The following is a 26874-nucleotide window of genomic DNA, read 5'->3' as shown; positions in this document are numbered from 1 at the left end:
TCGGGACGGATGCCCCCGATCAGACGGGGGCCGGGTCCATCGCCACGTCGATGACGCCCCCCTTGTCGCGGAAGCGCGCGCCCATTTCCGCCAGACCGGCTTCGATTTCGGCCGGCGACAGGCCCTCCTCCACCCGGTTCTGGGCCAGGGCCGCGTCGCGGATGCCGTGGCTGATCTTCATCGAACAGAATTTCGGCCCGCACATCGAACAGAAATGCGCGGTCTTGTGCGCTTCCTTCGGCAGGGTTTCATCATGGAACCCCCGCGCGGTTTCGGGGTCCAGCCCCAGGTTGAACTGGTCCTCCCACCGGAATTCGAAGCGCGCCCGCGACATCGCGTCGTCATGCAGCCGGGCGGCAGGGTGTCCCTTGGCCAGGTCGGCGGCATGGGCCGCCAGCTTGTAGGTGATGACGCCGGTCTTGACGTCGTTGCGGTCGGGCAGGCCCAGATGTTCCTTCGGCGTGACGTAGCAGAGCATGGCGGTGCCGAACCAGCCGATCATCGCCGCCCCGATGGCGCTGGTGATATGGTCATAGCCCGGCGCGATGTCCGTCGTCAGCGGCCCGAGCGTGTAGAACGGCGCCTCTCCGCAATGGCGCAGCTGTTCGTCCATGTTCTGCTTGATCTTGTGCATCGGCACATGGCCCGGCCCTTCGATCATCACCTGGCAGCCATGGTCCCAGGCGACGCGCGTCAATTCGCCCAGGGTCCGCAGCTCGGCGAACTGCGCCGCGTCGTTCGCATCGGCGATGGAACCGGGACGCAGCCCGTCGCCCAGGCTGAACGTCACGTCATAGGCGCGCATGATCTCGCAGATTTCGGGAAATTTCTCGTACAGGAAGCTCTCGCGGTGATGGGCCAGGCACCATCGGGCCATGATCGAGCCGCCACGCGACACGATGCCGGTGACCCGCCGGGCGGTCAGCGGGACGAAGGGCAGACGCACGCCGGCATGGATGGTGAAGTAATCGACCCCCTGTTCGGCCTGTTCGACCAGCGTGTCGCGAAATACCTCCCAGTTCAGGTCCTCGGCCACGCCGCCGACCTTCTCCAGCGCCTGATAGAGGGGAACCGTGCCGATCGGCACCGGGCTGTTGCGGACGATCCAGTCGCGGATGTTGTGGATGTTGCGGCCGGTCGACAGGTCCATGACGGTGTCGGCGCCCCAACGCGTGGCCCACACCATCTTGTCGACCTCGTCCGCGACATGGCCCAGCACCGCCGAATTTCCGATATTCGCGTTGATCTTCACCAGGAAATTGCGGCCGATGATCATCGGCTCCAGTTCCGGATGGTTGATGTTGGCCGGGATCACCGCGCGGCCGCGTGCGATTTCCTCCCGCACGAATTCGGGCGTCACGTGATCGGGAATGCTGGCCCCGAAATCCTCGCCGTCGCGCAGCGCCGTATCTGCCTGCGTGCGGCGCAGATTTTCGCGAATGGCAACATATTCCATCTCGGCCGTCACGATCCCGGCGCGGGCATATTCCAGCTGCGTCACCAGGCGGCCGGGACGGCGGCGCAGGATGGTGCGCCGGGAATCGTCGAACGCGGGGGCCAGCAGCGCCCCGGCCGCGCCGCCGTTATCCTCCGGCCGGACGGCGCGCGGGTCGGGCACCACCTCGGCATCCGCCCGGCGGTCGATCCACGGGCCGCGAATGCCCGGCAAGCCGCGCGCGATGTCGATCGTGGCTTGCGGGTCGGTATACGGGCCGGACGGATCGTACAGCGTTACCGGCGGTTCGTTCGCGGTGGGATGCAGATCGACCTGACGGAAGGGCACGCGCAGGTCGGGATGGAGCGTACCCGGCTGGTACACCTTGCGGCCGCCGGCGCGCGGGCCGATGGTCACGTCGCCGGTGGCGGGTGCGCGGGACCGATGGGTCTGGTTGTTCATGACGCGTCCTCATGTTTATTGGAGGAGCCGCGCCGGCGCGAATGTCACAGTCGCGGCACGCCATCCGGGGCGCCCGCGTCAAATTCCCATCCCTTCGCCGGCATGACCCGGATCAGGTTCGACGGGTCAGGGGCTCGCCCCTCTCTCAGCCGCCCAGCGCGACTCCCCGGAGAACGCGGCGATCATAGCGCCGGGCGGGGACGGCCGGTCAAGCATCACGACCTTGAATCTCCGTGATCCGCTCGCCGCCCGATGCTACCCTCGCCGCGAAATGACCATCCTGCCCATCGTCCCCTACCCCGACCCCCGGCTGCACAGCGCCGCCGCCCCCGTGACCGCGTTCGACGCCGCATTGGCCACGCTGGCGGCCGATCTGCTGGACACCATGCGCGCGGCCCCGGGCATCGGCATCACCGCGCCTCATGCCGGCATCGGCCTGCGGCTTGTGGTCATCGCGCTGCCGGACGCGCAGGTGCGGACCTATGTGAACCCGGAAATCGAATGGGCCAGCCCCGAGACCGCGCGGTTCGAGGAAGGCAGCGTGTCCATGCCGGGGGTGTCGGCGGACATCGACCGCCCCGCCCGCGTGCGGGTGCGCTATCACGACCTGACGGGCGCCGCGCGGGTCGAGGATGCCGACGGCCTGCTGGCGGTCTGCCTGCAGCACGAAATCGACCAGCTTGACGGCCTCTTCTGGACCCGCCGTCTGTCGCGCCTGAAGCGCGAACGGGTGGTCAAACGCTTCGAGAAGCTGCGCCGCGCAGCATAGTCCGCCCCCTCTACCCCGCCCCGCCGGGCGGCGTGCCGGCCACCCGCAGGTCGGGTGCAGCGGCGTGATGGACGATATCGACGCAATGCCGCAGGTCATGGACGTCGATCTGGCCGGGGGCCGAGGGCTGGCCCAGCATGCCGAAGGTCGCCGCCGACCCGAAGATTTCGCCCGCCAGGCGCGACACCACCCCCACCCCGCCCATCGCCATGGTGATCAGCGGCCGGTCGGCCCAGCGGGTGCGCATTTCGTACGTCGCGGCCAGCAGGCTCAGCACGTCGCCGCCGTCGCGCGGCATGACGGCCAGCTTGATGAGATCGACGTCGTACTCCTGCATCGCGCGCATCCGCTCCACCAGGGCCGGAGCCTTGTCGGTGCCGGTGAAATCATGGGACGACAGGATAACCCCCACCCCGGCGCCCCGCGCCGCCGTCACGATACGGCGCACCACATGCCGGCCGCGATTGAATTCGACGTCGATCAGGTCCGGGGCCGCATCGGGGCCGGCGGCGTTCAGCACCTGGTCGTAGAAGGCGACATAGGCCTCGTCCCCGATCGGGGTCATCCCGCCCTCGGCCCCGGTGCGGAAGGTGACGATCAGCGGACGATGCGCCAGGATATGGCGCACCGCATGGCACAGCGCGGCGGCCCGTGGCGCGTCCAGCGCGCACTGCAGGTGATCGACCCGCAATTCCACCAGATCGACCGCGCCCTCCACCGCCAGGCGATGGGCCGCCGCCTGGGCCTCGTCCGCCGTGACGGCGGTGATCGGCACGATGACGGCGGGGCGGCCCACTCCCAGCGTGACCCCTCGAACCGTGACGCCCCGGAGGGTCGGGCCCCCGACTGTCCTGCTGTGCATCGGCATGGTGCTCCATCACAAAGGCAAGGGCCGAGGCCCTTGCCGGGTTCGGGCAGAGACAAGCCCGACCTTGATGTCTATGTGGTGCTGTCCGCGCGGAAACTCTCGAAATTCCGCCCGAACCGTTCCGCAAGGTCGGCGGCGGCGCGGCGATAGGCCGCCGGGTCGTCCCAGGTCCGGGCGGGGTCGAGGATGTCGTCGGGCACGCCCGGCACGCGGGTGGGAATGGCCAGGCCGAAATGCGGTTCGACCTCGAAGGCCACGTCGTCCAGCCGCCCCTCCAGCGCCGCGCGCACCAGGGCGCGCGTATGCGCCAGCGCAATCCGCTGCCCGACACCATAGGGGCCGCCGGTCCAGCCGGTATTGACCAGCCAGCACGTCACCGGCCCGCGCGCCAGGCAGGACGCCAGGCGATCGCCGTACACCTGGGGCCGGCGCGGCAGGAAGGGTGCGCCGAAACAGGTGCTGAAGGTCGCCTGCGGGGTCTTGCCCAGCCCCGTCTCGGTGCCGGCGATCCGGGCGGTATAGCCCGACAGGAAATGATAGACCGCCTGTTCGGACGTCAGGCGCGACAATGGCGGCAGCACACCGAACGCATCGGCCGTCAGCATCACCACATGGCGCGGCACGCCGCCGCACCCGTCCGGGCTGGCATTGTCCACAAAATCAATCGGGTAGCAGGCGCGGGTATTCTCGGTCAGGCTGCCGTCCATGAAATCGGGGAGGCCGTCCCGGTCGGCCACCACATTTTCCAGGACCGCACCGAAGCGGTGCGATGCGTCCCAGATCTCGGGCTCGGCCTCGCGCCGCAGGCCGATCACCTTGGCGTAGCAGCCGCCCTCGACATTGAAGACCCCGTCATGTGACCAGCCATGTTCGTCGTCGCCGATCAATGTCCGCGACGCATCCGACGACAGGGTGGTCTTGCCGGTGCCCGACAGGCCGAAGAACAGCGCGACGTCGCCATCCGGCCCGATATTGGCCGAACAATGCATCGGCATCACATCCTGTTCCGGCAGCAGCCAGTTCATGACGGTGAAGATGGATTTCTTGATCTCGCCAGCATACTGGGTGCCGGCGACGACGACCAGCCGCTGCGTCAGCGACAGCATGACGGCCGTGGTGCTGCGCACGCCATGCGCCACCGGGTCCATCGGCAGGTCTGGCGCATGCAGGATCACGTAGTCCGGCGCGAACGATTCCAACTCCTCCGCCGTCGGGCGGATGAACATGTTGCGGGCGAACAGGGCATGCCACGCATGGGTGGTCACCAGCCGGATGCGGATGCGATGGCGCGGGTCCGCCCCGGCATACAGATCCTGGGTGAACAGCTCCTGCCCGTCCAGATAGCCCCGCACATGGTCGCAGCCCCGCTGGAAGGCCTCGACCGGCAGGCGGGCATTGATCTCGCCCCACCAGATGTCCGGGCTGACGCCCGGTTCGTCGACGATGAACTTGTCCCGCACCGACCGGCCGGTGTGCAGGCCGGTCCGCACCATCAGCGCGCCGCCCGACGACAGGCTGCCTTCGTGGCGGCGAATCGCGATCTCGGTCAGGGCGGGGGCATGCAGGTTGGCATGAACGGGGCCAGCGCGGCGCAGGCCGGTCCCTTTCAGCGCGTCGTCCGAACCGGCAGGCCGGAAATTATTATTGCTGTTCATTTTTTCCGTTTCCCGAATATGTCGTCGTGCCCCGGCCGTCGCCCGGGGGCGCCAGTCTCGCGCGATCAGCATGGCAATTCCCTGACCAACACCGGGGCGTGTCATCACAAATGCGTGACTCTGACACCGCGGCCATGATCGTCAGTCCTGAAAAGGGCAACCGAAAAAGTTCCCGGAGAATTTTATGGGGGCAGTCAAAAAATGTTTCAGGACACGGACAAAACAATGGTTTGATCTGGACCGGATTTTTGACATGATACTGCCATGAATGAATTGGATCGACCTGAATCAAACCTTATTGTTGATGTTGTGGCGGGAATATCAGCCGCCGGCGGCCTGTTGTTTGGATATGATACGGGAATTATTTCCGCCGCCCTGTTGCAGATTTCGCAGCAGTTCCATCTGGGCACGGGCGGACAACAGATCGTCACCTCCGCGATCATCGCCGGCGCGCTGCTGGGTTGCATGGGCGCCGCCCCCCTGTCGGACCGGGGCGGCAGGCGGCGCACCGTCATGGTGGCCGCCGCGGTCTTCATCGTCGGCACCATCATGGCGTCCCTTGCCAACACCATCTGGCTGCTGACGCTGGCACGGTTCGTGCTGGGGCTGGCCGTGGGCGCTGCCTCGCAGATCGTGCCGGTCTATATTTCCGAGCTGGCGCCCGCCCGGCGGCGCGGACGCCTGGTCGGCATGTTCCAGCTTGCGGTGGTGACGGGGGTGCTGATCTCGTTCATCGCCGGATATCTGCTGCGTCACGACAGCTGGCGGATCATGTTCGCACTGGGCGCCGTGCCGGCCGTGGTGCTGCTGCTGGGCATGGCGTTCCTGCCCAACAGCCCGCGCTGGCTGGCGATGCGCGGCGATTTCGAGGGCGCGCGCGCCGTCCTGCGCCGGGTGCGCGGCAGCCACCGGCGGGCCGAGCGCGAATTGCAGGAGATCATCGACGCCCACGACGTCCAGGCGCCGTGGTCGGAACTGGCCCAGCCCTGGGTCCGCCCGGCGCTGGTCGCGGCCGTGGGCATCGGCCTGCTATGCCAGCTGACCGGCATCAACGCCGTCCTGTATTACGCGCCCACCATCTTCTCGGGCGCCGGCTTCGGCGAGAGTTCGGCGCTGCTGACGTCGGTGGCGGTCGGGGTGGCCATGATCGTGGCGACCCTGTTCGGAAGCTGGGCGGTCGAGGTGATCGGCCGGCGCACGCTGATGCTGTGGCTGCTGCCGGGGGCCAGTCTGGCGCTGTTCGTGCTGGCCGCGCTGTTTCATCTGGGTGCCACGACCGGGCCGAACGCCTGGATGATGGTCGTGGCCCTGCTGGCCTATGCGGTCCTGAATGTGGGCAGCCTGTCGGTCACGATCTGGATCGTCGGTGCGGAAGTCTTTCCCCTGTCCTGCCGGGGCAAGGGCATGAGCCTAGTGGCGGCGGCCCATTGGGGGGCCGACCTGCTGATTTCGCTGACCACCCTGTCGATGGTGCAGGCGTTCGGGGCCGGCGGCACCTTCCTGCTGTTCGCCTGCGTCAACGCCTTCGCCTTCTTCTTCGTGCTGCGCTACGTGCCGGAAACCCGCGGGCGATCGCTGGAGGAAATCGAGGACCGCCTGCGTCGCGGGGTGTTTTCGACGCCCGAGGCCGTCTAGCCTCCGCGCCAGGGCGGGCCGAGGCCGGCGCCTTGCCAGCCGCCGGCCGGGCGATTATGCCAGCCCGCTGCCGCCCCTTTCGGACCTCCCCGCCCATGACCGTCCCCCCGATCGACCCCTTCCACGCCATCGGCATCAGCACCATCGCCCATCGCATGGCCGCCGAGGGGCGTGACATCATCCATATGGAATTCGGCCAGCCTTCGACCGGCGCGCCGCGCGAGGCCATCGCGGCGGCGCATCGGGTGCTGGACAGCGACGCCATGGGATATTGGGAGAGCATGCCGCTGAAGGCGCGCATCGCCCGCCATTACCGCGACAGCTACGGCGTGGACATCCAGCCCGACCAGATCATCCTGACCTGTGGGGCGTCGCCGGCCTTCGTCCTGGCGCTGGGCTGCTGTTTCGCGCCGGGCGCGCGGGTCGCGCTGGCGCGGCCGGGCTATGTCGCCTATCGCAACGCTTTGCGCGCGCTGCATCTGCAACCGGTGGAAATCGCCTGCGGCCCGGACGAGCGGTTCCAGTTGACCGCCGCCGCCGTCGCGGCCCTGGACCCGGCGCCCGACGGGCTGATCGTCGCCAGCCCCGCCAACCCGACCGGCACGATCCTGCCCGCCGAGGAAATGCAGGCCATCGTGCGGGTCTGCCGCGCGCGCGGCATCCGCATCGTCTCGGACGAGATCTATCACGGGTTGAGCTATATCGACCCCGCACGCTGCATCCTGCAGGACGATCCCGACGCGCTGGTGGTCAACAGCTTCTCGAAATATTTCAGCATGGCGGGCTGGCGGCTGGGCTGGCTGGTGGTGCCGCCGGCGCTGATCGACGCCGCGCGGGCGCGCATGGGCAATCTGTTCCTGACCCCGCCGTCGCTCAGCCAGCATGCGGGCCTGGTCGCCTTCGACTGCCGGGACGAACTGGAAGGCCATGTGCGGACCTACCGGCACAATCGCGACCTGATGCTGGACCGCCTGCCCGCGATGGGGCTGCACCGGATCGCGCCGCCGGACGGGGCCTTCTACATCTATGCCGATATCGGCCACCTGACCGACGACAGCCTGGCGTTCTGCACCCGGATGCTGGCCGATACCGGCATCGCCACCGCGCCGGGCCTGGATTTCGACCCCGTCGAGGGGCATCGCTTCATGCGCTTCAGCTTCGCGGTATCGACCGACCGGGTGGAAGACGCGCTGGCCCGCATGGCCCCCTGGTTCGACGCCGCCCATGCCCGGCGCCCCTGACGGACTCTTATGACATCGGTTCGGGCGTGGGGCGGGGCGCTTCGGGCAGGGGGATGAATTCGTCCTGGTCATGGACCGGCAGGGTCATGCGCCCCGCCTGCCAGTCGGCCTTCGCCTGCTCCAGCCGGTCGGGGGATGACGAGACGAAATTCCAGAACAGGAAGCGCTCGCCCAGCGGTTCGCCGCCCAGCGCCATCACCGTCGCGGGCTCCAGCGCCGTCAGTTCCGCCGGGGCGCCGGGGGAAAACAGGATCATCTCTCCCGCGCCGAAGCGCTGCCCCTCGATTTCGACCTGACCCTGGGCGACATGCACCGCGCGGTCGGTATGGCCGTCGGGCAGCGCCACGGTGGCGCCGGCGTCCAGTTGCCAGTGCAGGTAGAACAGCGGCGACAGGATCGGCACGGCGGCGCGCAGGCCGAACGCCGTGCCGGCCAGCAGGCGGGTGGTGGCCTTGCCCTCGCGCCAGGCCGGCAGGTCGTCCAGCCCCTGGTGGTGATGGAACGACGGCGCGACCTCCTCCTGCCCGTCGGGCAGGGCGACCCAGGCCTGGATGCCGTGCAGATGATCGCCGGCGATCCGCGCGTGTTCGAACCGTTCGCTGTGGGTGATGCCGCGCCCCGCGGTCATCCAATTGATCTCCGCCGGGCGGATCGGCTGTTCCGAGCCCACGCTGTCGCGATGCATGATCTCGCCCGCGAACAGGTAGGTCACGGTGGACAGCCCGATATGCGGGTGCGGCCGCACGTCGGCCCGGCGGGCGTCGGCCGCCGCCAGGTCCAGCGGCCCCATGTGGTCGAAGAACACGAACGGCCCCACCATCCGGCGCCGGGCGAAGGGCAGCACGCGCCCGACCTCGAACCCGCCCAGGCTGCGGCGGCGCTGGGGAATAACCATCTCGATCATCGGATCGACCTCCTTCGATTCAGGGCAGGGCAACAGGCCCCACGCCCCACGGCGTCAATCGTTCCCCCGCGCCCCCTCGGCCGCCAGTTGCTGAAGGTCGAGTTCGTTCTCCAGCCGGCGCAGGACATGGTCGTGGATCATGCCGCCCCGATGCAAGCGCAGCAGTTCCGCGCGCCCGGCCTCGATCGTCGCCAGCAGCACGGCGTAATGCGCGTCGCGATCCTGGCGCAGCGTGTCCACCTCGTTGCTGAAGCGCGCCGCCACCCGGGCGCGATAGCGATATTGCTCCAGCAGGCGGGGATGCAGGACCGTGCCGTCCGGCGCGTGCGCCAGCCTCTCCACCGTCTGCCGCTGCGCGTCCGCCAGGTGCGCCCGCGCCTGCGGTTCCGTCAGATGGGCGGCGTGCGGCCCCGCCTGCCGGGCGACGCCGGTCCAGCGGATGACCAGGCCGATGGTGGCCCCCTGCCCCAGCACCGTCACCAGGATGACCGCGAATGTCGCCAGCAGGATGAAATCGCGGCCGGGGACGGTCGCGGGCACCGACAGCGCCACCGCCAGGCTGACCACGCCGCGCATCCCGGCCCATCCCAGGACGGTCGCACGGCCCATCGCCTCGGCCGATGCCGGACGGGCCGTGTCGGGGGCCAGCAGCCATTCCAGCAGGGTGGCCCCGTACATCCAGACGAACCGGGCCACGATCGTCGCCAGCACCACCCCGGCCACCGGCCAGGCCAGGTGCGGCAGCGACCCGGCGGCGCCGTGCCGGGGATGCAGCACGCCGCGCAGCGACAGGCCGATCAGGATGAAGATCAGCGATTCCAGCATGAAGGTCAGCACGGACCACACGGCGGTGGCGCGCAGCCTGACATCGGCGCCGAAGATCTCGTGCTGGTGCCAGCCGATCATCAGCCCGGCCGTGACGGTGGCCATGACGCCGGACACGCCGGCCCGCTCGCCCGTGATATAGACGATCCACGGCGTCAGCAGCGTCAGGCTGATGACCAGCATGGGGTCGCGGATCCGGCGCAGGATGTGCAGGACGATCCAGCCGCACGCCGCGCCCAACACCACGCCGCCCACCGCCAGCACCCCGAAGGCGAGGGTCGCGTGCAGCAGGCTGAAGCTGCCGGTCAGCACCGCCGCCACGGCGAAGCGGTACAGCACCAGGCTGGTCGCGTCGTTCAGCAGGCTTTCGCCTTCCAGCATGACGGACAGTTTTTCGGGCAGGTGCACCCGTTCCAGCACGCTCTTGGCCGCCACCGCGTCGGGTGGCGCCACGATGGCCCCCAGCGCGAAGCAGGCCGCCCAGGGCATCGAGGGCATCAGCCAGTGCGCCGCCACCCCCACAATCAGGGTGGTGAACAGCACCGTCCCGACCGCAAGTTGCAGGATGGGGCCGATATTGACCCGAAAGGCCGGCCACACCGTGAAATACGCCCCCGACAGCAGCAGCGGCGGCAGGAACGCGACCAGCACCAGTTCGGGGTCGAGATCGACATCCGGCATGCCCGGGATCAGGGCCAGCGCGATGCCGCCGACGATCAGCGCCGCCGAGGTCGGCAGTCGCAGCAGCCGGGCCACCAGCGCCAGGACGACGATGGCCACGACCAGCACCAGGATAAATTCAAAACGACCGACGTCCGACACCTGATCCCCCTGCCGCACCGGCCACGCGGCCCCTTATACCCGCGGCGCCAGACGGGTGGCGAGATCGACCAGCTTGGTCATCCGGTCGCGCAGCACGTTCCGCGTCGCCTCGTCGATCAGCAGCCCGCCGGCGTCGAACTTGGCGCCGGCCCCGCCGACCAGCGTTTCCGCCGCCGGCAGGACATACACGCCTACCACCGAAAGCACCTGCCGCAGATGATAATGCGCCAGGGCGGTGCCCAGCGCGCCCGGACTGGCGCCCACGATCGCCGCCACCTTGCCGTCGAAGGGCTGGTGCGGCGGGCGCGAGACCCAGTCGATCGCGTTTTTCAGCACCCCGGGGACCGAGCGGTTATATTCGGGCGTCGCGAACAGCAGCGCGTCGGCCTCGAGAATGCGCCGGCGCAGGTCCTCCACCACGGGCGGAAAGCCCGCCGTACGCACGTCCTCGTCATAGGGCGGGATATCGCGCAGCCCCTCATACAATTCCACCTGCACGCCCTCCGGCGCCAGGTCGCGGGCCGCCAGCAGCAGGCCGGTATTGAACGAGCCCCGTCGCAGGCTGCCGGAAAGGCCGAGAATCCTGGTCATGGTGTTTCTCCCCTGAATGTCTGGCCGCCGCCGATCAGGCCGGGACCATCCGGCCGAAACGGCCGCCCTGGAAATCGGCGATGGCCTGGCGGATTTCGGCCTCGCTGTTCATCACGAACGGGCCGCGCCCGACGATCGGCTCGTCGATCGGCTCGCCCGTCAGCACCAGCATCGTCGCGTCGCCATCGGCATGGACCGCCACGCCGGCGCCCTCGCGGTCCAGCAGCACCATCTCGGCCTCGCCCGCCGCCTGCGTGCCGTTGACCGTGACATGGCCGCCCAGGACCACCAGCATGCTGGTGTGCCCCGCCGGCAGGTCCAGCGTCACATCCGCGTCGCGGGTCAGGCGCATGTCCCAGACATTGACCGGCGTGAAGGTGTGCGCCGGCCCTTTGCTGCCGCCGAACGCGCCCGCGATGACGCGAACCTGGCCGGCGCCGTCGGGCAGCGCGACCACCGGGATATCGGCATCCCGGATCGACTGGTATCCGGCCGTCGTCATCTTGTCCCGGGCCGGCAGGTTGACCCATAGTTGCACCATCCGGAACGGCCCGCCGGTGCGGGTGAAGCCCTGCGAATGATATTCCTGGTGCAGGATGCCACCGCCGGCCGTCATCCACTGCACGTCGCCCGGCCCGATCACGCCGCCCTGGCCGGTCGAATCGCGATGTTCGACCTCGCCGTCATAGACGATCGTCACCGTCTCGAACCCGCGATGCGGATGGGTGCCCACGCCGCGCGGCCGGTCGGCCGGGTCGAACCGGTAGGGGCCGGCATAATCCAGCAGCAGGAACGGGCTGGCATGCCGCCCCAGCGTGTCATAGGAAAACAGCGAGCGAACCGGGAACCCGTCGCCCACCCAGTGGCCGTCGTTATTGCCGTAAACGCCAAGGATCTTCTTCATGATGCCGCCTCCACGGGTGCCGGTTCGGACGGACGCCATGCGCCGTCAGGCCAGAACGTAATCGGGCAACGATAGATCCAGCAGATTGTAAAATGGCACGGAGCGTCCTATTGACAGGACGATGCAGGACCTCAACGACCTTTATTATTTCGTGCAGGTCGTCGACCATGCCGGCTTCGCGCCGGCGGCGCGGGCGTTGGGCGTGCAGAAATCGAAACTGAGCCGTCGCATCGCCCTGCTGGAAGACCGGCTGGGCGTACGGCTGATCCATCGGTCCACGCGGCGCTTTTCGGTCACCGAGATCGGCCAGGATTATTATCGCCGCTGCGTCGCGATGCTGGTCGAGGCCGATGCGGCGCAGCAGGTGATCGAGCAGATCCGCGCCGGACCGCAGGGCGTGATCCGCATGGCCTGCCCGACGACCCTGCTGAATTTCCAGTTCGGCGCGCTGATCGCCCGCTTCATGGCCGAAAACCCGCGCGTCGATATCCATCTGGACAGCACCAACCGCCGCGTCGACGTCATCGGCGAAGGGTTCGACCTGGCGATCCGCGTCCGCTTTCCGCCCATCGAACCCACCGACCTGGTCATGAAGAAGCTGGACGACAGCACGCAAAGCCTGGTCGCCTGCCCCACCCTGCTGGCCGGCCGCGCGGCGCCCATGGTGCCCGCCGACCTGACGGCATGGCCCAGCCTGGACATGGGGCCGCCGCACCGCGACCATGCCTGGTGCCTGGAGCATCGCGACGGCCAGACCGCGCGGGTGCCGCATACGCCCCGCCTGATCACCGACGACATGAGCGCCCTGCGCGAGGCCGCCCTGGCCGGCATCGGCATTGTCCAGTTGCCCAGCCTGATGGCATGGGGGGATATCCGCGACGGACGGCTGGTCCCGCTGCTGCCCGACTGGGCGCCGCGCAGCGGCATCGTGCACGCCGTCTTCCCGACCCGCCGCGGTCTGCTGCCCTCGGTGCGTGCGCTGGTCGATTTCCTGGCCGATCACTGCGCCAGCCAGCGCGCTCTGGTCAGGGAGCGGGGCGGAGACAAGGGCTTCGCCCCGGGTGCGCAAAAATAGCATTGACCCCGTGTCGCCCATGAAGCGGTCGCAAGCAATTCATGCCTGGAGCGACGCTTTCCACGATCAATGTCCGGGGGGCGACGTCGTTTCGTGACTGTCCATGCCGGTTCCACCCATAGCGGCCATATCGCCACCTGCATTCATCGCTCCGCCACCGCCACCGCCGGCTTTTTCCGATCCTTCTTTTTTTCCATCCTCCTTTCCCCGACCACCCGACGCCTGCATACGGACGGGCCCCTGCATCGGAAGGGCAAGGTCGGAGGGAATAGGATCGAGATCGAGAGCCTTCCGTATGAAATTGCGCAGCGAGACGACCAGATCATGGGTATGCACGCGTTGTCCTGCGACAAGTTCCCGTGCTGCCTGTTCGGCCAGGCGGACATGCTCCTCGGTGCCCAGAAGAATGATGTCCGACAAAGCGGCCTCGACGGCATCGCGGATACGGCGCGCGCGATCGGACCCCGCCGCGACGCCTGCATCGGTCGTGGCGGATGTGTCCTCGGGGGATATTGTCCCTGCATCCGTCATAGCCGGGAGTTCCCTGCGATGTCGCGGATCGACGGTCAGATCGCCGGTGAAGGATCCCCCCAACGTCCGATAGGCTGCAATCAGGGTGCGCAGGCGCTCGTTGATCTGGCGGTTCATGCGCTCGCGACGCTGCTGGATGAGAACCATCATCAATAGCCTGATGCCAACGCCGAGCAGCGTAATCAGCGACAGCCCGATCATGGTGATCAGGAAACTGTGCCATGAACTGAAGTCGAGATTACGCAACGTTGGCTCCTCGTGCACGGGGCACACGGCACGCCCGGCGTGATGTTTCGGCCATCGCAGCGGAACGGCCTTGACGGCCGCGAGCGGCGAAGCACGGAAAACGCGCGCCGGATCGCCGACGGGGCAGATTTTTACCAGTCTCCAAAAGACCGGAGCGCGCGGCCATATGCTCGGCGACGGCGGCTATGCGCGCCCCAGGTTGCCACAGGCCCCGAGCGACCTGGAGTGCCGGACAGTCGAGAGCGTCAAGCGCACCTTCGCATGGCTCGGGCGGGGCCGCCGAGCGGCGGCCAACCGCAGGATCCTAGCCCACCCCGTCCAACGGACTGCCAATCGCCCGCACCAGGCTCTGCAGGCCCTCGAGCAGGCGGGCATGACGCTGCTGGTCGAACGTGACCTTCACCGAGCTGACGGACACACCCATCTTGGGACCGTTGACGCCGCGCGTGGGCACCGCGATCCCAAGGCACATGACGCCGGGCGTGGCTTCCTCGTCCTCGATCGCGTAGCCGCGCAGGCGCGTTTCCTTCAACTCCTTGCGAAGCTGGGTGACTGTCCGGATCGAATGCTCCGTCATGACCGGAAGGATCTTGACCCCGGCGAACATCTTCTGCACGTCCTCGTCATCGAGGCGCGAGACGATCGCCTTGCCGACCGCGCAAAGCGACACCGGCATATGGTCCCCGATATTCGACGTCAGGTGAATGGCGGGATGCCCTTCGTACCGGGCGATATAGATGATTTCATTCCGGTCCAGGATGGCGATCCGGACGGTTTCGTCCTTCAGGATATCGGAATTGGAACAGAAGCGGTAAAATTCCTGGACCGGATCGAATTTCCGCAGATAGGCGCTGGCCAGCGTGACGATCTTGCGGCCCAGCGAATAGTCGTTCCCCATCCGTTCGACCAGGCCGCACTCTTCCAGTGCGCTCAGCAGGTTGGCGGTCGAGGAACGCGGCAGGCCCATCTGCTGCGTGATGTCTGCCCGCGACAGCACCGGCGCGCGTGCATTGGCCAGCAGGTCGAGGATGTCGTAGGAGCGGTTGATGGCCGGCGACTTGGACTTCGAGCCCGCGGCCGTTTCATCCCCCTTGTGGGTGAGCGGCTCCACAGGCGGCTTTTCCGCGGAAAATCTGGTCGATCTCTGACCTGGTGGCGCCATGACGGTCCTGTCGCTCCGTGTTGCCGGTCGGTTGATATCTGTATCATACAGAATATAGACAACCGTACCAAACACGATAGCGGAGTTCCAACCGCGAGGAAACCTGACCCGCTCAGTCAGGTACGCCCGATGCAACCGCCAGCCCGGGGCCATCGTCGCGCGCCGATACACCGCTCGCGCGTCCATGGGGACGAAGGCACATCGAAAACAGGATGTACAGCGCCATGCAGGCCAGGAAATACCCGTACAGCGCGCCATATCCCCAGTTTTTCACAATCCACCCGGACACGATGCCGACCGCGATTCCCCCGAACGTCCCGGAAAAATTCAGGATGCCTCCCACCAGTCCCAGACGGCCTTCCGGCGCGATCGCGGCCGGAATGACCCAGTAGATTCCCCCGAACATATAGAAGAACAGACCCACCACCAGCGTCGCCGCGCAGGCCGCGAGGTTGCCGATGGCGTTCGCGGCCACCAGCGCCGCCAGGCCGACCGAGCCCGACAGGCCGATCGTCAGCCGCAGCGCGGAATCGAACCCCACGTGGCGGCGCAGGCGGCCGAAGACGGCGCCACCGACGATCTCGCCGGCGCCGGCGGCGACGAACATCAGGGCCGTGATGGTCCCGGCAATCTCAAGGCTGACATGGCGGCGCGCGATCAGCAGCGACGGCGCCCAGGAGGCAAAGCCGAAGAACACATTGGCAAAGGCGATCCGGCCCAGACACATATAGAGGATGTCCCGCGTCAGCACGCCGCGAACCCCCGGGGGGCCGGTCCACCCATCCGACGAGGGGGCGCGAGGCCGGCCGGTCGTTCCGCGCGCAACCAGCCGCCGCCATGCCACAGGCGCCAGACAGACCGCCGCACCGCCGGTGATCAGGAAGGCAAGCCGCCAGGACCCCGTAGCGGCGACGATCGCCGACGCCGCATACGAGCCCAGGGCGGCACCGAACGCGGCACCGCTGTCGATGATCGTGATCTTGCCCTGCCGGGCCGAGCCACCTGCCGCCTTCTCGACGATGAGATTGGCGGCGGGCATGAACGGTGCCTCGAACAGACCCAGCATCAGGCGCGTGGCCAGCAGCGTCCCGAACCCCACTGCGGCGCCGGAGAGCGCGGCCGCGATCCCCCAGCATGCCACGGCCGCCACGATCACCACCGACGGCAGCACCCTGTCCAGCAGCAGCCCGGACGGCACCTGGAACAGGCAATAGGTCCAGAAGAAACTGCTGAACAGAATGCCTTCCTGCATGGGCGAAAAATGATAGTGGCCGGCGAGGAGCGGCATGGCGATCGACAGGCAGACACGATCGACCCCGTTGACCGTATACAGGACGAACAGCAGGCTGACGATGGCGGTCTCTTTCGCGATGCGTGGCATGTCACTCTCCCGGAATGAATTACAGTACCACGAATGCTTCCGCCTCGAAGAGAAAGTCCGGACTGGCCAGGGCGGTCACCTCGACGAACGTATTGGCCGGCGGCTTGTCCATCCCGATATAGGTCGGCCGGATCCGGCGCATCAGCGGCAACGCGGCTTTGATGTCGGTTGCGTAATAGGTCAGCTTGATGACGTGCTCGAACCCGGCATTGATCGCCTCAAGACACGCAGCCAGGTTTCGGTAGACCTGGTGGATCTGCGCCTCGACATCGTCCTTTCCCACCAGTCGGCCTTCGGCATCCACCGAAACCTGGCCCGAGATGGCGACGAAAGTCCCCGACGCCGCCACGACGTGGCTCCAGCCGCTTCCGGCGGGAACGTTCGGGGGGGCAATGATATGGGTGGTCCTGTCCATGACAATTCTCTCCTTGTTTACGATATGCCCGGTTTTCAAAGGGAGTTGATGACGATCCTGCCCCGCCCGCGCGAAACGCAGGGCGTCATCACGGTCCTGCGCTCCTCCTCGGTCAGGCACTGGTCCCGGTGGATGATCTCGCCTTCGATCACATCGACGATGCAGCTCCGGCAAACACCGGCCTCGCAGGCGTAGTCGATGTCGACGCCGTCCTCGAGCAGGACGTCCAGCATGCTCCGGTCCGAGGGAACATGCAGTATGTGGCGGCTGCGCGGCAGGTCCACCACGAACGGCTCGCCCAGGTGCCCGGCCTTGACGCCCGACACGAAGGATTCCACCTGGATGGCGGCCGTCCCCAGGGCGTCCGCCGCCTCCTGCACCCCCGCGACGAACCGCGCGCTGCCGCAGCAATAGATCGCATCGCCTTGGGACCCGCGCAGCAGGCCCTCGAAATTCGCCCGCCCGTTTAGTGCGGAATTGAAAATCTCGACCTGCGGGCAAAGGGCGCGGACCTCCTGCTCGAAGGGAACGGCGTCGCCGGCACGGACGAAGTAGCAGAGCCGGATCCGGCACGCCTGCCCCTGCAGCGCATAGAGAAAGGACAGGATGGGGGTGATGCCGACGCCGCCCGCGAAGAAACTGTATGACGGCCGGTCCGGCTCCAGCGGAAAATCCGGCTGGGGGTAGGACAGGTAGAAGACATCGCCGACCCGTGCGGATTCGTGCATGAAGCGCGACCCGCCACGCCCTGCCGGATCGAGACGGATCGCCAGACGATAGCGCCGGTCCCCCGGCGCCGCACACAGCGAATACTGGCGCATCATCCCCTTCGTCACCCGCAGCAATGTATGGGCGCCCGGCGAAGTGGGCGGAAACCGGCTGCGATCCTCGGGCCTGAAATAAAAGGACCGGATGCCGCCTCCTTCGTCGACGATCTGATCGACGCTCACTTTCATCAACAGCCGCACCGCCATCCTAGAGCACCCTCTCGATACGGTCGCCCAGGCGGACGATGCCGCCCGAGATGACCTGGCAGTTCAGGCCGGACCGACCGAGCAGGCTGGTCATCACCTGCTTATCGATCAGACGCTCGAGGTATTTGCAGGGATGATTCAGCTTCTCGACATAAACCAAAGCATTTTCTCCGACCCGGATCGTCTGCCCCAGAAAATCGTTCAGACGCACGCCATAGGTAATGATATTCCTTCGGCTCTCACGCGGGGTCAGCACCACGCCGGTTTCATCGTAGATCTGATGCAGGACCTCCAGTTCGATGAAGGAAATCTGATGTTCCGTCTTGGGGCGGTCGGACCATCGCCCGATGCGCTTGGCATAGCGGTCGCCCTCGATTCCGACATTCGCCAGCAGACGGCATTCCTGACCTTCCATCATTTCCTGCGCGGCGACCTCGGCGGTATATATCCCGCAGACACGACCGGTCATGCTCTCTCGTCCCTCTCTGTCACCCGGCCTCCTCTCAGAAATCGTAGCGCATCGTGGCGCCGATAAAGCGTGGCGCGCCGGGAATGCCGTAGAATGAGTTGTAACCATTGTCTTTCGTGATCACGTAGCGACGGTCGAGAAGATTCGACACATAGACCCCGACGGACCACCGCCCGCGATGCGGTGCGAGGGTCAGGCTCATACCCATCAGGAAATAGGCCGGCAGCCGGTAGATCTCGTTGCCCGGCACATCGAGCTGCGAACCGCGATAGGAGTAATCGCCCTGCAAGGTGACATCCCACGCCCGGGTCGGGTGCATCATGTAGCTGACGCTGCCGTTCAGCGTCAGCTTCGGAATACCGGAATCATATCCGTCATAGCTGGTATAGGCGGGGGAAAAGACACCAGTCTTGGCGTAATTGGCGTAGACGGCCGTCGTATTAAGGAATTTGAGGTCGTCGTAGCGGCCCCTCTGATATCCGAAATGCTGTTCCAGGAGCAGGCCGGGGATCGGGTTCGCGTCGATCTCGCCTTCCAGTCCCCAGATCGTCGATTTGGGAATATTCACGAAGTCGCCGACCAGCCCGTAGTTCTGCACCAGTTCCAGGCTCAGGATCTGCTGGTCGTGATAATCGTAATAGAAACCGTCGAAATTCACCCGCAGGCGGTGATTCAGCCAGTCGCTCTTGATCCCGCCTTCATAGGCCAGAAGAGATTCCGGCTTGTAGGGGTTGAGCTGCTGGGAAATGACGGTGTTGTTGGCTGTGAATCCCCCCGGCTTGAACCCCTTGCGAACGTCGGCGAAGACGAGGAAATTCGGCGCCGCCTGGAAATCGATCTCGCCCTTTCCGCCGAACTCGTTCGTCAACGCCCCATGAGTCGGGAAGCGGACATCGCTGAAGCCATACTGGATGGTTTCCAGATTCGACAGATGCCGGTCGTCGGATTCATGATTGACCGAGGCCGAGATCTTCCAGCGTGGCGCCAGGCGGAAGGACGCGGTCGCATACTGGTTGAAGGTCTGGATGTCCTGATTGTAACTGGTCGCCTCGATATACGGGCGCAGAGCGGGCCCCGATCCGGAAAAATCGTAGAAGAACCGGGCCTTGGTCGCGGTGCGCGCATAATAGGCGCCGATCGTCCACTGGAAGCGACGCGGCCGGTTTTCGTTCGACAGGCGCACCTCCTGCGAGAAAACGTTGGAGTTGTTGGTGAAATACTGGTCGTCCGTCGCAACGTTGGTCGAATCGAGATCCAGCAGATTGTGAACGTACATCGCCTCGTAGGCGCTGATGGACCTGAATTCCGCCCATCCGAAATCATGGCGCCCCGTCAGGTCGACGCCCCAGGTCGTGTCGTTGCGAAACGGCTTGGTATTGGTGGCCACGCCGATCATCTTGGTGAATGCCGGGCGGAACCCCCATCCCGTAAGAAGATTGTTGTTATCCGGCGCGATAAAGGGCGTGACCAGGTCGCCGACATTGAACACGCCAGGCGTGTCGGAATCATCCTGCGCCCAGTGCCCCGTCACATTGATGCTGGTGCGGGAATCGACGTCCCAGTCCAGCTTGCCCCGCAATGCGCCGTCATTGGCATTGCCCAGATGCTCGCCGTTATAGCGGTTGACCTGATACCCGCCGCCATGGGCGGTGTAGCCGGACACGCGGTACCGCAGCCGGTCCGAAATCGGCCCGGATACGTAAAGCGCGGTGCGGCTTCTGGAATAGCTGGCGATATCCTGCGAGACACCGGCATGAAACGTGTCGGTCGGACCATTGGTGGTGAGATTGACCTCACCGGCGGTCACGGCCTGCCCATGGGTGTATCCCACCGGCCCCGGCATCACGTCGACTCCCGCCAGATCATACATCAGGCCGGACGTCATGAAGCCGATCGGATAGGCGACCCCGTCGACATAGGTCATCACCGAGGGCGTGTTGTTGGACGTGAAATCCTTGAAGCCGACGCCGCGCAGGCTGAAATTGTTGTTCGCCGTCGCCCCCTGGGGCTGAATCGTCAGGTTCGGCACCAGATTTTGAATATTCTGCAGCGTCTCGACATGATGTGTCGCCAGATCCGCCGAACTGATATGCGTGACCACTTCGCCGACATGCTGCGACTTGCGCAGGCTCAGCGGGGAATTCCGCAGGCCATCGACGGTAATCGCCTCATCCGTCACGGGCCTTGGATGAACGGTGCGCCGCGCGGGCACATGGGACACCGCGCGTGCCGGATATTTCGGGGGCGCGGTGTCGGCCCGCGCGGGACGGTCCGCAACCGTGGCGGCCGAGCAGCACAGCGCGGCCAGCAGGGCCCGATGGCCGTCATTCCTCAATCGAATCAATAGATTGTGTCTCAGAATCGTCATTCGGCACCCTCCAGTTCAAGGTTGCGGAGAACGGATAACCATCACGCGGACCACGTCAGTCGACGCCCATACAATGGCAGACCGTCAATATGCTGTATCGTGGACAGCATATTGTCTTTCGTCAATCGAAATGTTCTGGCATGATCGGTCCCACACGAAATGGGGAAGACGACGATGACAAGCCTGGGAATCAAGGTGGTTTCTGTTCCGGATGCGGCGCTGAAGACGTATCTGGAAGAACGCTGTCCGATTCTTGATTTCATTCTCTGGAAGGATGAAGAGGACCCGTCCGCCGACGATCTTTCCGTCATCGACGCCGTCATTACCCCCTACGCGCATTCCAGCCTGACGGTCGAACGTCTGGCATCGCTACCGAACCTCAAGCTGGTACAGACGCAAAGTACAGGGATGGACAATTTGGTGGGCAAGGTTCCCCCCGGCGTGGTGCTGTGCAGTGCGCGTGGGGTGCATGCCGCATCGACGGCCGAACTGGCTGTTGGCCTTGTCATTGCATCGTTGCGCGGGATTGATGTCGCCGCACGCAACATGACCCGCCGCGTCTGGCAGGAGGAACGTCGCCTGACCCTGACCGACCGAAAGGTGGCGCTGCTGGGGTACGGCAGCATCGGGCAGGAGCTTCACCGCAAGCTGGCCGCGTTCGATGTCGAGATCGTTCGGATAGGCCAGACCGCACGCCGGGACGAGCATGGCGATATCCATGGAATGGACGACCTCATGGGTCTGCTGCCCCAGACGGATATCCTGATCAGCAGCCTGCCCATGACGCCACGCACCGTGCGCCTCATCAATCGGCCCGTTCTGTCCGCGATGAAGGACGGCGCCCTGTTCATCAATGTCGGACGCGGCGGCGTCGTCGATCAGGATGCCCTGGCGGCCGAACTTTATTCGGGGCGCATTTCCGCAGCGGTGGATGTGACCGACCCGGAGCCACTACCCGAGGATCACCCGCTATGGAGCGCGCCTCATTTTCTCCTCACGCCCCATCTCGGCGGCAATACGTCGGCCTTCCTGCCGCGCATTCGAACATTCCTTGCGGATCAGATGAAACGGATTGCTGGTGACCAACCGGTCATGAATCAATCGTAACGCACAAGGATGAAAAATGACGGTTCCCTGCTGAACATATGCGGTTTCGGCTTATGCCGGACAGCGACGGCAACGTTGATCCGCGCCCTGTCGGGGCCCGCGAGGAGGCGATACAGCGGCGAGGTCGGCGGCGGTCCGCATCATTCGTGAATCGACCTGACGAAATCCACCAGACGCGCCGACCGGGGACGCTGGAAGATGGCGTCCGGGCGGCCTGATTCGACAATGCGGCCGCCGTCGCAGAAATGAACCCGGTCGGCCACTTCGCGGGCGAATTTCATTTCGTGCGTCACGATCAGCATGGTGGTCCCCTGCTGTGCAAGGTCGTTGATCACCGCCAGGATGCCCTTGACCAGTTGCGGGTCCAGCGCGCTGGTCGGTTCGTCGAACAGGATGACCGACGGCGCCATCGCCAGCGCGCGCGCAATGGCGACACGCTGTTTCTGCCCGCCCGAGATCTGATCGGGATAATGATCCTCGCGGGCGGCCATGCCCACGTCGCGCAGCAGGCGGCGGGCGCGGTCGGTCGCGGCCTCCCGGTCCAGGCCCAGAACCGTCACCGGCCCTTCCATCACGTTCTGCAGCACGGTCTGATGGTTGAACAGGTTGAAATGCTGGAAGACCATCGGCATGCGGCTGCGCGCCCGGCGCAGGGTCCGCTCGGGCGCGATGCGCACGCCCGTCCCGTCATCCTGGCACAGCGCCTCGCCAAAGACGGAAATCGAGCCGCCACTGGGCCGTTCCAGGAAGTTCAGGCACCGCAGCAGCGTCGATTTGCCACCGCCGCTGGGGCCGATCAGGCAGGCGACCTCGCCCGGGGCCACCGCCAGATCCACACCGGCCAGCACCTCGATCGCGCCGTAGCTCTTGCGCAGCCCCCGCGCGACCAGCACGGGTTGGGGCGCGGCCCCGCTCATGCCGCGGCGCCTTTCGGATCGGACAGCATCGCGGTGCCGCGCCGCTGGTGACGCGGCGTCAGCCTGCGTTCCAGCAGTCCGATCAGCCGGGCGCTGCCGAAGCTCATGACGAAATAGATGAAGCCCACCATGATGTAGGTGTTCATGCTGTCGAAGGTATCCGCGATGACGATATTGGCGTGCCGCAGCAGCTCATTGACCGAAATGAACGAGACCAGCGAGCAATCCTTCAGCAGCGCGATGAAATATCCGCCCACCGTCGGCAGCGTCGCCCGGAACATCTGTGGCAGGACGACCCGGCGATAGATCGCGGCGCGCGACATGCCCAGCGACAGGGCCGCCTGCCGCTGGCCCGGGTCGATCGCGACAATGGCCGCGCGAAACACTTCGGACAGATAGGCCGCGAGATTGAGCGACAACCCCGCCACCCCCGCCCAGAACGCCGGCAGCGTCAGGCCGAATTCGGGCAAGGTGAAGTAGATGAACAGCAATTGCACGATCAGCGGCGTGTCGCGCCACAATTCGACATAGGCATCCAGCGGCCAGCGCACAGCCCGATAGGGGGACAGGCGCCCCAGGGCGACAGCCAGGCCCAGGACCAGCCCGCATGCCATGCTGACCAGCGACAGCACAAGGGTGATCCATGCCCCTTGCAGCAGGAAGAGAAAATATTCCGGGACTTCCCTGAAGAAGAATCTGTGCACGCCCTTATCGCCCCGTCGGTTGCGGCTTGATCAGATGATCCTGTACCGGTTCCCACACGCCGTTCTTCTTCAGAATCGCCTTCAGCGTTCCATCCGCCCGCATCGCCTCCAGCGCATTGTTCAACGCCGCCCGCAGGTCGGCGCAAGCGGGCCGCACCACAATGCCCTCGTCGCCCAGATAGTAGGGCGAGGCGCGCTCCGCCTCCTGCCAGGCGGGCTTGGCCTGGTAGAACAGCGGATCGCCGATGACCCGCAGGCTCTTGAACTCGTCCTTGTGGGACAGCAGCGAATCCTGGTCGAGGATGACGGCGTCGATCTGGCGGTTGCGCAAGGCCTGGAACGGATCGGCCCAATTATTGTAATCCGAGACCGACGCCCCGTACCCCTGCGCCACAAGGCCGTGCGCGACCATGGAATCGGTCGATCCGACGACCGAGCCCAGGGTCTTGCCGCGCAGGTCGTCCGTAGTCCGGATCGGCGAATCGCCCAGCACGATCACACGGTCGTACAGCCGGAAATAGGGTGTGGAAAACAGCACGTTTCCGTCGATGATACGTTCCTGCGTGATCACAATGTCCGACAGCACGATGTCCCACCGGCGGGCCTTCAGGCCGGGGATCAGGGTCGGCCATTCGGTCGGGATGAAGCGGGCCTGCGGGACGCCCATCCGGCGCGCGATTTCAAAGAACAGGTCGGCGGTCACTCCGTGATATTCGCCGTTCCGATCCTGCCACAGCGCGATCCGGTCACCCAGCAGGCCGGTGCCCGATGTCAGCACCCCCGCGCGCCTGACATCGTCCAGGCACCCCGCCCGCGCCCCTGTGACGGGCAGCAGCAGCCCCATCAGGATGACAACCGTCCAGACGCGCGTGCCCCCCTTTTGGACGGGCGCGAAGGCGCGCAACAGCCACAGATAGGCCGGCGTCGTCAGCGCCAGCCCGACGATCCAGGAAATATCCACCCCGTGCAGCAGTGGCACCGCCGGCCCGGTGTAATATCCATTCGTCAGGAACGGGAACTGCACCGCCAGCCCGAACCCGTAGGCCAGCAACGCGGCGGTGTTGAAGCGTCCGTAGATGCCGCCATCGGCGCGGAAGAACGCGGCCACGTCATACGCGCCACGCCGGACCAGGTAGTAATCCACCAGATTGACCGCCGTCCATGGCACCAGGAACGCCATCAGCATTTCCAGAAAGGTGGTGTAGGACTGGAAGAAATGCCGCTCCGCCAGCAGCGCGACACCCAGCGACAGCAGCAGGATGCCCGCCGTCAGCCCCAGCCGGACGGCGCGGCCGGGCCGCCAGCCGGTGGCGAAGGTCTGGACGATGGTGATGCTGGACAGGGCGGCGCAATAGATATTCATGGCCGTCGAGATCGCAATGCCGAGCGCCAGCACAGCCAGGACCGGCACCGCATGCGGCGATACCAGGCCAGCCAGCGACCCGGTCACGTCGTCGTGCCGCACGAATGGCCCCAGCAGCGCGCCGACCGTCATGGGCAGGACCGACCCGGTGACGCTGCCGGCGTAGCATGCGGCAAAGGCCCGCCGGCCGCCATCGGTGGTCGCCGGCAGGTAGCGCGAGGAATCCGACACGTTCGGCGCATAGGCGATCTGCCACAGCGCCGCTGTCGACAACGCCCCCAGAAACCCCAGGAACGACCCGTGCCGGGGCAGCGCCGCCAGATGCGCCAGCAGCGGCAGGCCGCGCGCCAGCGCGTACAGGATGGCCAGCCCGCCCAGCCAGGTCAGCGCGCGCGCGCCGGCATGGATGCCCCGATAGCCGAAAATGGTCGGCGCCATGCTGCACACGCCGATGGCCAGGACCGCCGGAACGCGCCCCAGGCCCGGCAGCGCCGCGCGCAGCGTCTCGCCCCCCAGGACGAGGTTCGACGCCGTGAAGCCCAGATACATCAGCGTGGCCAGGATCACGATCGGGACGGCCCCCACCGATCCGAACTGGCCCCGCGTCTGGACCATCTGCGGCACGCCCAGCATGGGCCCCTGCGCGGCATGCAGCGCCATCACGACCCCGCCGACCAGGCTGCCCAGCAGGATGGCCAGCAGCGCCGGCCCGATCGACAGGCCGAACAGGCCGGTGGACAGCGCCCCGGTGACGATCGTCAGCATCATCATGTTCGACCCGCACCAGACGGTGAACAGGTCGCGGGTCCGACCGTGACGCCGGTCATGGGGAATGGGAAAGATCGTCTCGGCCTCGATGACGGGGCCGACAGATGGGCGGGGCGGCGCTGTCATGCCCCGCCGGCCGGTGCGGACGCAGGGTCGAAACCCGCCGTGCGCCCGGCAAGATACCGGGTGAAATCATACAACGGCCGTTCCAGGTGGGACAGCCGGCCCGGCGCCGCCCGGGCGGCGCCCATGCCGTGGAACACTTTTTCGGTGCAGCGGCGGTCCTCGATATTGACCGCGTCCAGCAGGGCCTTCAGCGCTGCGACATACTCCTGGCCCTTGGGGTCGTCGATGAATTCGGGGGACAGGCCGCCGCCGAAGATCATCCGCACCCTGCCTACGCCCTGGGGATGGAGGGACAGGTACCAGAAATAACCGGGGGTCAGCGTGATCAGGTGAGACGGATAGATGGTGATCAGGCCGGTGGTCCGGCGCCAGTGCCCGGTCAGCCGCGTATTGGTGGGATGGGCGTTGCCGATCGGCAGGGACGCCTCCTTGGTGATCCAGTGGTAGTTGAATGCCGCGAGACCGGGCGGGCACTCCATTTCCTCCAGCTTCGAATGCGGGCCGACGGTACGGGCGTGGCAGACCGGCAGATGGTAGCTTTCCATGAAATTCTCGGCCAGGATTTTCCAGTTGGTGTCCCAGACATGCGTTTCCCGAAAGCATTCGACATACCGCTCCATGCCGTAGGGCGCGACCATCTGCTCCAGCGGGCGCAGGCGGTCCGCCACCGGCGCGGCATTGGCGTCCAGCGTCACGTAGAGCCAGCCCAGCCACTCCTCGCACCGGATGTCGGGCAACCGGTACTCGTCCTTGCAGAAGCCCGGGCGCCCGTTCATCAACGGCGCGCCCCGCATCGTGCCGTCCAGATTGTACGACCAGGCGTGATAGGGGCAGACGATCGCCCGGACGTTCCCCGTGCCTTCCAGCAAGGTGGACATGCGGTGCAGACAGACATTTGACATTGCCCGCACCCCGCCGTCCCTGTCGCGCAGGACGATGATCGGCTGCCCCGCGACCTCGCAGGTCAGGTAGTCACCGACCGCCCCCAACGCCGACGCGCGCCCGACGCAGATCCATTCCCGGGCGAAGATCGTCTCGACCTCGCGCGCCAGGAACGCCTCGCTGGTGTAAACCTCGGGCGGCATGGCAATCGCATCGTCGAACGGACGCGACGCCGTCTGCAGCAGGGCCGTCCCGGCCGGGTCCTTGGAAACCAT

23 protein-coding genes and 1 riboswitch are annotated in these 26874 nt (G+C 66.2%); of the genes, 5 read left to right on the top strand and 18 right to left on the bottom strand.

All coding sequences use genetic code 11. The annotated features are described in order from the left end of the window. Nucleotides 1-19: 19 nt before the first annotated feature. Nucleotides 20-1897 (bottom strand): phosphomethylpyrimidine synthase ThiC, encoded by a 1878-nt coding sequence (gene thiC / locus HLH34_RS03605; RefSeq protein ID WP_183118235.1) that lies wholly within the window; start codon nucleotides 1895-1897, stop codon nucleotides 20-22. A 72-nt stretch (nucleotides 1898-1969) separates the two neighbouring features. After that, nucleotides 1970-2076: riboswitch (TPP riboswitch) on the bottom strand. Nucleotides 2077-2168: 92 nt separating this feature from the next. Between thiC and HLH34_RS03600 the strand changes: the two genes are divergently transcribed. After that, on the top strand, nucleotides 2169-2666 hold the full coding sequence (locus tag HLH34_RS03600; protein ID WP_183118234.1) for a peptide deformylase: 498 nt from the start codon (nucleotides 2169-2171) through the stop codon (nucleotides 2664-2666). 10 nt (nucleotides 2667-2676) lie between these two features. Here the strand turns inward: HLH34_RS03600 and aroD are convergent, their stop codons facing one another. Together aroD and pckA are read right to left on the bottom strand one after the other, a co-directional pair. Continuing rightward, nucleotides 2677-3528, bottom strand: a complete 852-nt coding sequence (gene aroD, locus HLH34_RS03595; RefSeq protein WP_183118233.1) for a type I 3-dehydroquinate dehydratase — start codon at nucleotides 3526-3528, stop codon at nucleotides 2677-2679. Between the two features lie 77 nt (nucleotides 3529-3605). Continuing rightward, nucleotides 3606-5189, bottom strand: a complete 1584-nt coding sequence (gene pckA, locus HLH34_RS03590) for a phosphoenolpyruvate carboxykinase (ATP) (protein ID WP_183118232.1) — start codon at nucleotides 5187-5189, stop codon at nucleotides 3606-3608. A 264-nt stretch (nucleotides 5190-5453) separates the two neighbouring features. Between pckA and HLH34_RS03585 the strand changes: the two genes are divergently transcribed. After that, nucleotides 5454-6824, top strand: a complete 1371-nt coding sequence (locus tag HLH34_RS03585) for a sugar porter family MFS transporter (protein ID WP_183118231.1) — start codon at nucleotides 5454-5456, stop codon at nucleotides 6822-6824. Between the two features lie 95 nt (nucleotides 6825-6919). Further along, nucleotides 6920-8065 carry an aminotransferase class I/II-fold pyridoxal phosphate-dependent enzyme gene (locus HLH34_RS03580; RefSeq protein WP_183118230.1) on the top strand — a complete coding sequence of 382 codons (1146 nt, stop codon included), beginning with the start codon at nucleotides 6920-6922 and terminating at the stop codon, nucleotides 8063-8065. Between the two features lie 7 nt (nucleotides 8066-8072). On the opposite strand, the gene HLH34_RS03575 is transcribed toward HLH34_RS03580, so the two are convergent. From HLH34_RS03575 to HLH34_RS03560, 4 genes are read right to left on the bottom strand one after another with little or no spacing between them, the layout of a single operon-like run. Further along, a complete protein-coding gene (locus HLH34_RS03575; protein ID WP_183118229.1) occupies nucleotides 8073-8969 on the bottom strand; it encodes a pirin family protein in 897 nt (298 codons plus the stop codon). A 54-nt stretch (nucleotides 8970-9023) separates the two neighbouring features. After that, the gene (locus HLH34_RS03570) at nucleotides 9024-10616 is read right to left on the bottom strand and encodes a Na+/H+ antiporter (RefSeq protein ID WP_183118228.1); all 1593 of its coding nucleotides are present in this window, start codon (nucleotides 10614-10616) and stop codon (nucleotides 9024-9026) included. A 33-nt stretch (nucleotides 10617-10649) separates the two neighbouring features. After that, nucleotides 10650-11207: an NADPH-dependent FMN reductase gene (locus HLH34_RS03565; protein ID WP_183118227.1), complete on the bottom strand. Its 558-nt coding sequence runs from the start codon at nucleotides 11205-11207 to the stop codon at nucleotides 10650-10652. A 34-nt stretch (nucleotides 11208-11241) separates the two neighbouring features. Next, entirely contained in the window at nucleotides 11242-12114 is an 873-nt protein-coding gene (locus tag HLH34_RS03560; protein ID WP_264784178.1) for a pirin family protein, read from the bottom strand. 118 nt (nucleotides 12115-12232) lie between these two features. Here HLH34_RS03560 and HLH34_RS03555 point away from each other — a divergent pair, with 118 nt between their 5' ends. Beyond that, a complete protein-coding gene (locus HLH34_RS03555; protein ID WP_183118225.1) occupies nucleotides 12233-13186 on the top strand; it encodes a LysR substrate-binding domain-containing protein in 954 nt (317 codons plus the stop codon). A gap of 66 nt (nucleotides 13187-13252) precedes the next feature. Here HLH34_RS03555 and HLH34_RS03550 read toward each other — a convergent pair whose 3' ends face one another. From HLH34_RS03550 to HLH34_RS03520, 7 genes are all read right to left on the bottom strand, one after another. Next, nucleotides 13253-13963, bottom strand: coding sequence for a hypothetical protein (locus HLH34_RS03550; RefSeq protein WP_183118224.1), 711 nt, complete (start codon nucleotides 13961-13963; stop codon nucleotides 13253-13255). Nucleotides 13964-14267: 304 nt separating this feature from the next. After that, the gene (locus HLH34_RS03545; RefSeq protein ID WP_204738563.1) at nucleotides 14268-15074 is read right to left on the bottom strand and encodes an IclR family transcriptional regulator; all 807 of its coding nucleotides are present in this window, start codon (nucleotides 15072-15074) and stop codon (nucleotides 14268-14270) included. A gap of 163 nt (nucleotides 15075-15237) precedes the next feature. After that, nucleotides 15238-16506 (bottom strand): MFS transporter, encoded by a 1269-nt coding sequence (locus HLH34_RS03540; RefSeq protein ID WP_183118222.1) that lies wholly within the window; start codon nucleotides 16504-16506, stop codon nucleotides 15238-15240. 19 nt (nucleotides 16507-16525) lie between these two features. Beyond that, nucleotides 16526-16921, bottom strand: coding sequence for a RidA family protein (locus HLH34_RS03535; RefSeq protein WP_183118221.1), 396 nt, complete (start codon nucleotides 16919-16921; stop codon nucleotides 16526-16528). A gap of 35 nt (nucleotides 16922-16956) precedes the next feature. Next, a complete protein-coding gene (locus tag HLH34_RS03530) occupies nucleotides 16957-17877 on the bottom strand; it encodes a PDR/VanB family oxidoreductase (RefSeq protein WP_244959619.1) in 921 nt (306 codons plus the stop codon). 19 nt (nucleotides 17878-17896) lie between these two features. Next, nucleotides 17897-18364 carry an MOSC domain-containing protein gene (locus HLH34_RS03525; protein WP_183118219.1) on the bottom strand — a complete coding sequence of 156 codons (468 nt, stop codon included), beginning with the start codon at nucleotides 18362-18364 and terminating at the stop codon, nucleotides 17897-17899. A gap of 34 nt (nucleotides 18365-18398) precedes the next feature. Then, nucleotides 18399-20732, bottom strand: coding sequence for a TonB-dependent receptor (locus HLH34_RS03520; protein ID WP_183118218.1), 2334 nt, complete (start codon nucleotides 20730-20732; stop codon nucleotides 18399-18401). 174 nt (nucleotides 20733-20906) lie between these two features. On the opposite strand from HLH34_RS03520, the gene HLH34_RS03515 reads away from it, so the two are divergent. Continuing rightward, nucleotides 20907-21839 (top strand): 2-hydroxyacid dehydrogenase, encoded by a 933-nt coding sequence (locus HLH34_RS03515; RefSeq protein WP_183118217.1) that lies wholly within the window; start codon nucleotides 20907-20909, stop codon nucleotides 21837-21839. Between the two features lie 140 nt (nucleotides 21840-21979). On the opposite strand, the gene HLH34_RS03510 is transcribed toward HLH34_RS03515, so the two are convergent. The 4 genes from HLH34_RS03510 to HLH34_RS03495 are packed head-to-tail and all read right to left on the bottom strand — an operon-like array spanning nucleotide 21980 to nucleotide 26874. Next, complete coding sequence (locus HLH34_RS03510) at nucleotides 21980-22756, bottom strand: amino acid ABC transporter ATP-binding protein (RefSeq protein ID WP_183118216.1); 777 nt, start codon at nucleotides 22754-22756, stop codon at nucleotides 21980-21982. Beyond that, nucleotides 22753-23460: an amino acid ABC transporter permease gene (locus HLH34_RS03505; RefSeq protein WP_183118215.1), complete on the bottom strand. Its 708-nt coding sequence runs from the start codon at nucleotides 23458-23460 to the stop codon at nucleotides 22753-22755. The genes HLH34_RS03510 and HLH34_RS03505 overlap by 4 nt, the downstream gene beginning before the upstream one ends. A gap of 4 nt (nucleotides 23461-23464) precedes the next feature. After that, nucleotides 23465-25717, bottom strand: coding sequence for a cytosine permease (locus HLH34_RS03500; RefSeq protein ID WP_183118214.1), 2253 nt, complete (start codon nucleotides 25715-25717; stop codon nucleotides 23465-23467). Further along, on the bottom strand, nucleotides 25714-26874 hold the full coding sequence (locus tag HLH34_RS03495; RefSeq protein ID WP_204738548.1) for an aromatic ring-hydroxylating oxygenase subunit alpha: 1161 nt from the start codon (nucleotides 26872-26874) through the stop codon (nucleotides 25714-25716). Before HLH34_RS03495 ends, HLH34_RS03500 begins: the two co-directional genes overlap by 4 nt.

The sequence above is a fragment of the Gluconacetobacter azotocaptans genome (genome assembly GCF_014174355.1).
In the GTDB taxonomy this organism is placed as follows: domain Bacteria; phylum Pseudomonadota; class Alphaproteobacteria; order Acetobacterales; family Acetobacteraceae; genus Gluconacetobacter; species Gluconacetobacter azotocaptans.
The sequence above is the reverse complement of the archived record's forward strand: the minus strand, read 5'-3'. Positions and strand labels throughout refer to the sequence as shown.

What these genes read in the sequence shown, in the direction of transcription:
- HLH34_RS03520 (WP_183118218.1), bottom strand. Translation starts at nt 20,732, where the DNA reads ATGACGATTCTGAGACACAATCTATTGATTCGATTGAGGAATGACGGC.
- HLH34_RS03585 (WP_183118231.1), top strand. Translation starts at nt 5,454, where the DNA reads ATGAATGAATTGGATCGACCTGAATCAAACCTTATTGTTGATGTTGTG.
- thiC (WP_183118235.1), bottom strand. Translation starts at nt 1,897, where the DNA reads ATGAACAACCAGACCCATCGGTCCCGCGCACCCGCCACCGGCGACGTG.
- HLH34_RS03535 (WP_183118221.1), bottom strand. Translation starts at nt 16,921, where the DNA reads ATGGACAGGACCACCCATATCATTGCCCCCCCGAACGTTCCCGCCGGA.
- HLH34_RS03510 (WP_183118216.1), bottom strand. Translation starts at nt 22,756, where the DNA reads ATGAGCGGGGCCGCGCCCCAACCCGTGCTGGTCGCGCGGGGGCTGCGC.
- HLH34_RS03600 (WP_183118234.1), top strand. Translation starts at nt 2,169, where the DNA reads ATGACCATCCTGCCCATCGTCCCCTACCCCGACCCCCGGCTGCACAGC.
- HLH34_RS03515 (WP_183118217.1), top strand. Translation starts at nt 20,907, where the DNA reads ATGACAAGCCTGGGAATCAAGGTGGTTTCTGTTCCGGATGCGGCGCTG.
- HLH34_RS03495 (WP_204738548.1), bottom strand. Translation starts at nt 26,874, where the DNA reads ATGGTTTCCAAGGACCCGGCCGGGACGGCCCTGCTGCAGACGGCGTCG.
- HLH34_RS03555 (WP_183118225.1), top strand. Translation starts at nt 12,233, where the DNA reads ATGCAGGACCTCAACGACCTTTATTATTTCGTGCAGGTCGTCGACCAT.
- HLH34_RS03540 (WP_183118222.1), bottom strand. Translation starts at nt 16,506, where the DNA reads ATGCCACGCATCGCGAAAGAGACCGCCATCGTCAGCCTGCTGTTCGTC.
- HLH34_RS03525 (WP_183118219.1), bottom strand. Translation starts at nt 18,364, where the DNA reads ATGACCGGTCGTGTCTGCGGGATATATACCGCCGAGGTCGCCGCGCAG.
- HLH34_RS03575 (WP_183118229.1), bottom strand. Translation starts at nt 8,969, where the DNA reads ATGATCGAGATGGTTATTCCCCAGCGCCGCCGCAGCCTGGGCGGGTTC.
- HLH34_RS03565 (WP_183118227.1), bottom strand. Translation starts at nt 11,207, where the DNA reads ATGACCAGGATTCTCGGCCTTTCCGGCAGCCTGCGACGGGGCTCGTTC.
- HLH34_RS03500 (WP_183118214.1), bottom strand. Translation starts at nt 25,717, where the DNA reads ATGACAGCGCCGCCCCGCCCATCTGTCGGCCCCGTCATCGAGGCCGAG.
- HLH34_RS03530 (WP_244959619.1), bottom strand. Translation starts at nt 17,877, where the DNA reads ATGAAAGTGAGCGTCGATCAGATCGTCGACGAAGGAGGCGGCATCCGG.
- pckA (WP_183118232.1), bottom strand. Translation starts at nt 5,189, where the DNA reads ATGAACAGCAATAATAATTTCCGGCCTGCCGGTTCGGACGACGCGCTG.
- aroD (WP_183118233.1), bottom strand. Translation starts at nt 3,528, where the DNA reads ATGCACAGCAGGACAGTCGGGGGCCCGACCCTCCGGGGCGTCACGGTT.
- HLH34_RS03580 (WP_183118230.1), top strand. Translation starts at nt 6,920, where the DNA reads ATGACCGTCCCCCCGATCGACCCCTTCCACGCCATCGGCATCAGCACC.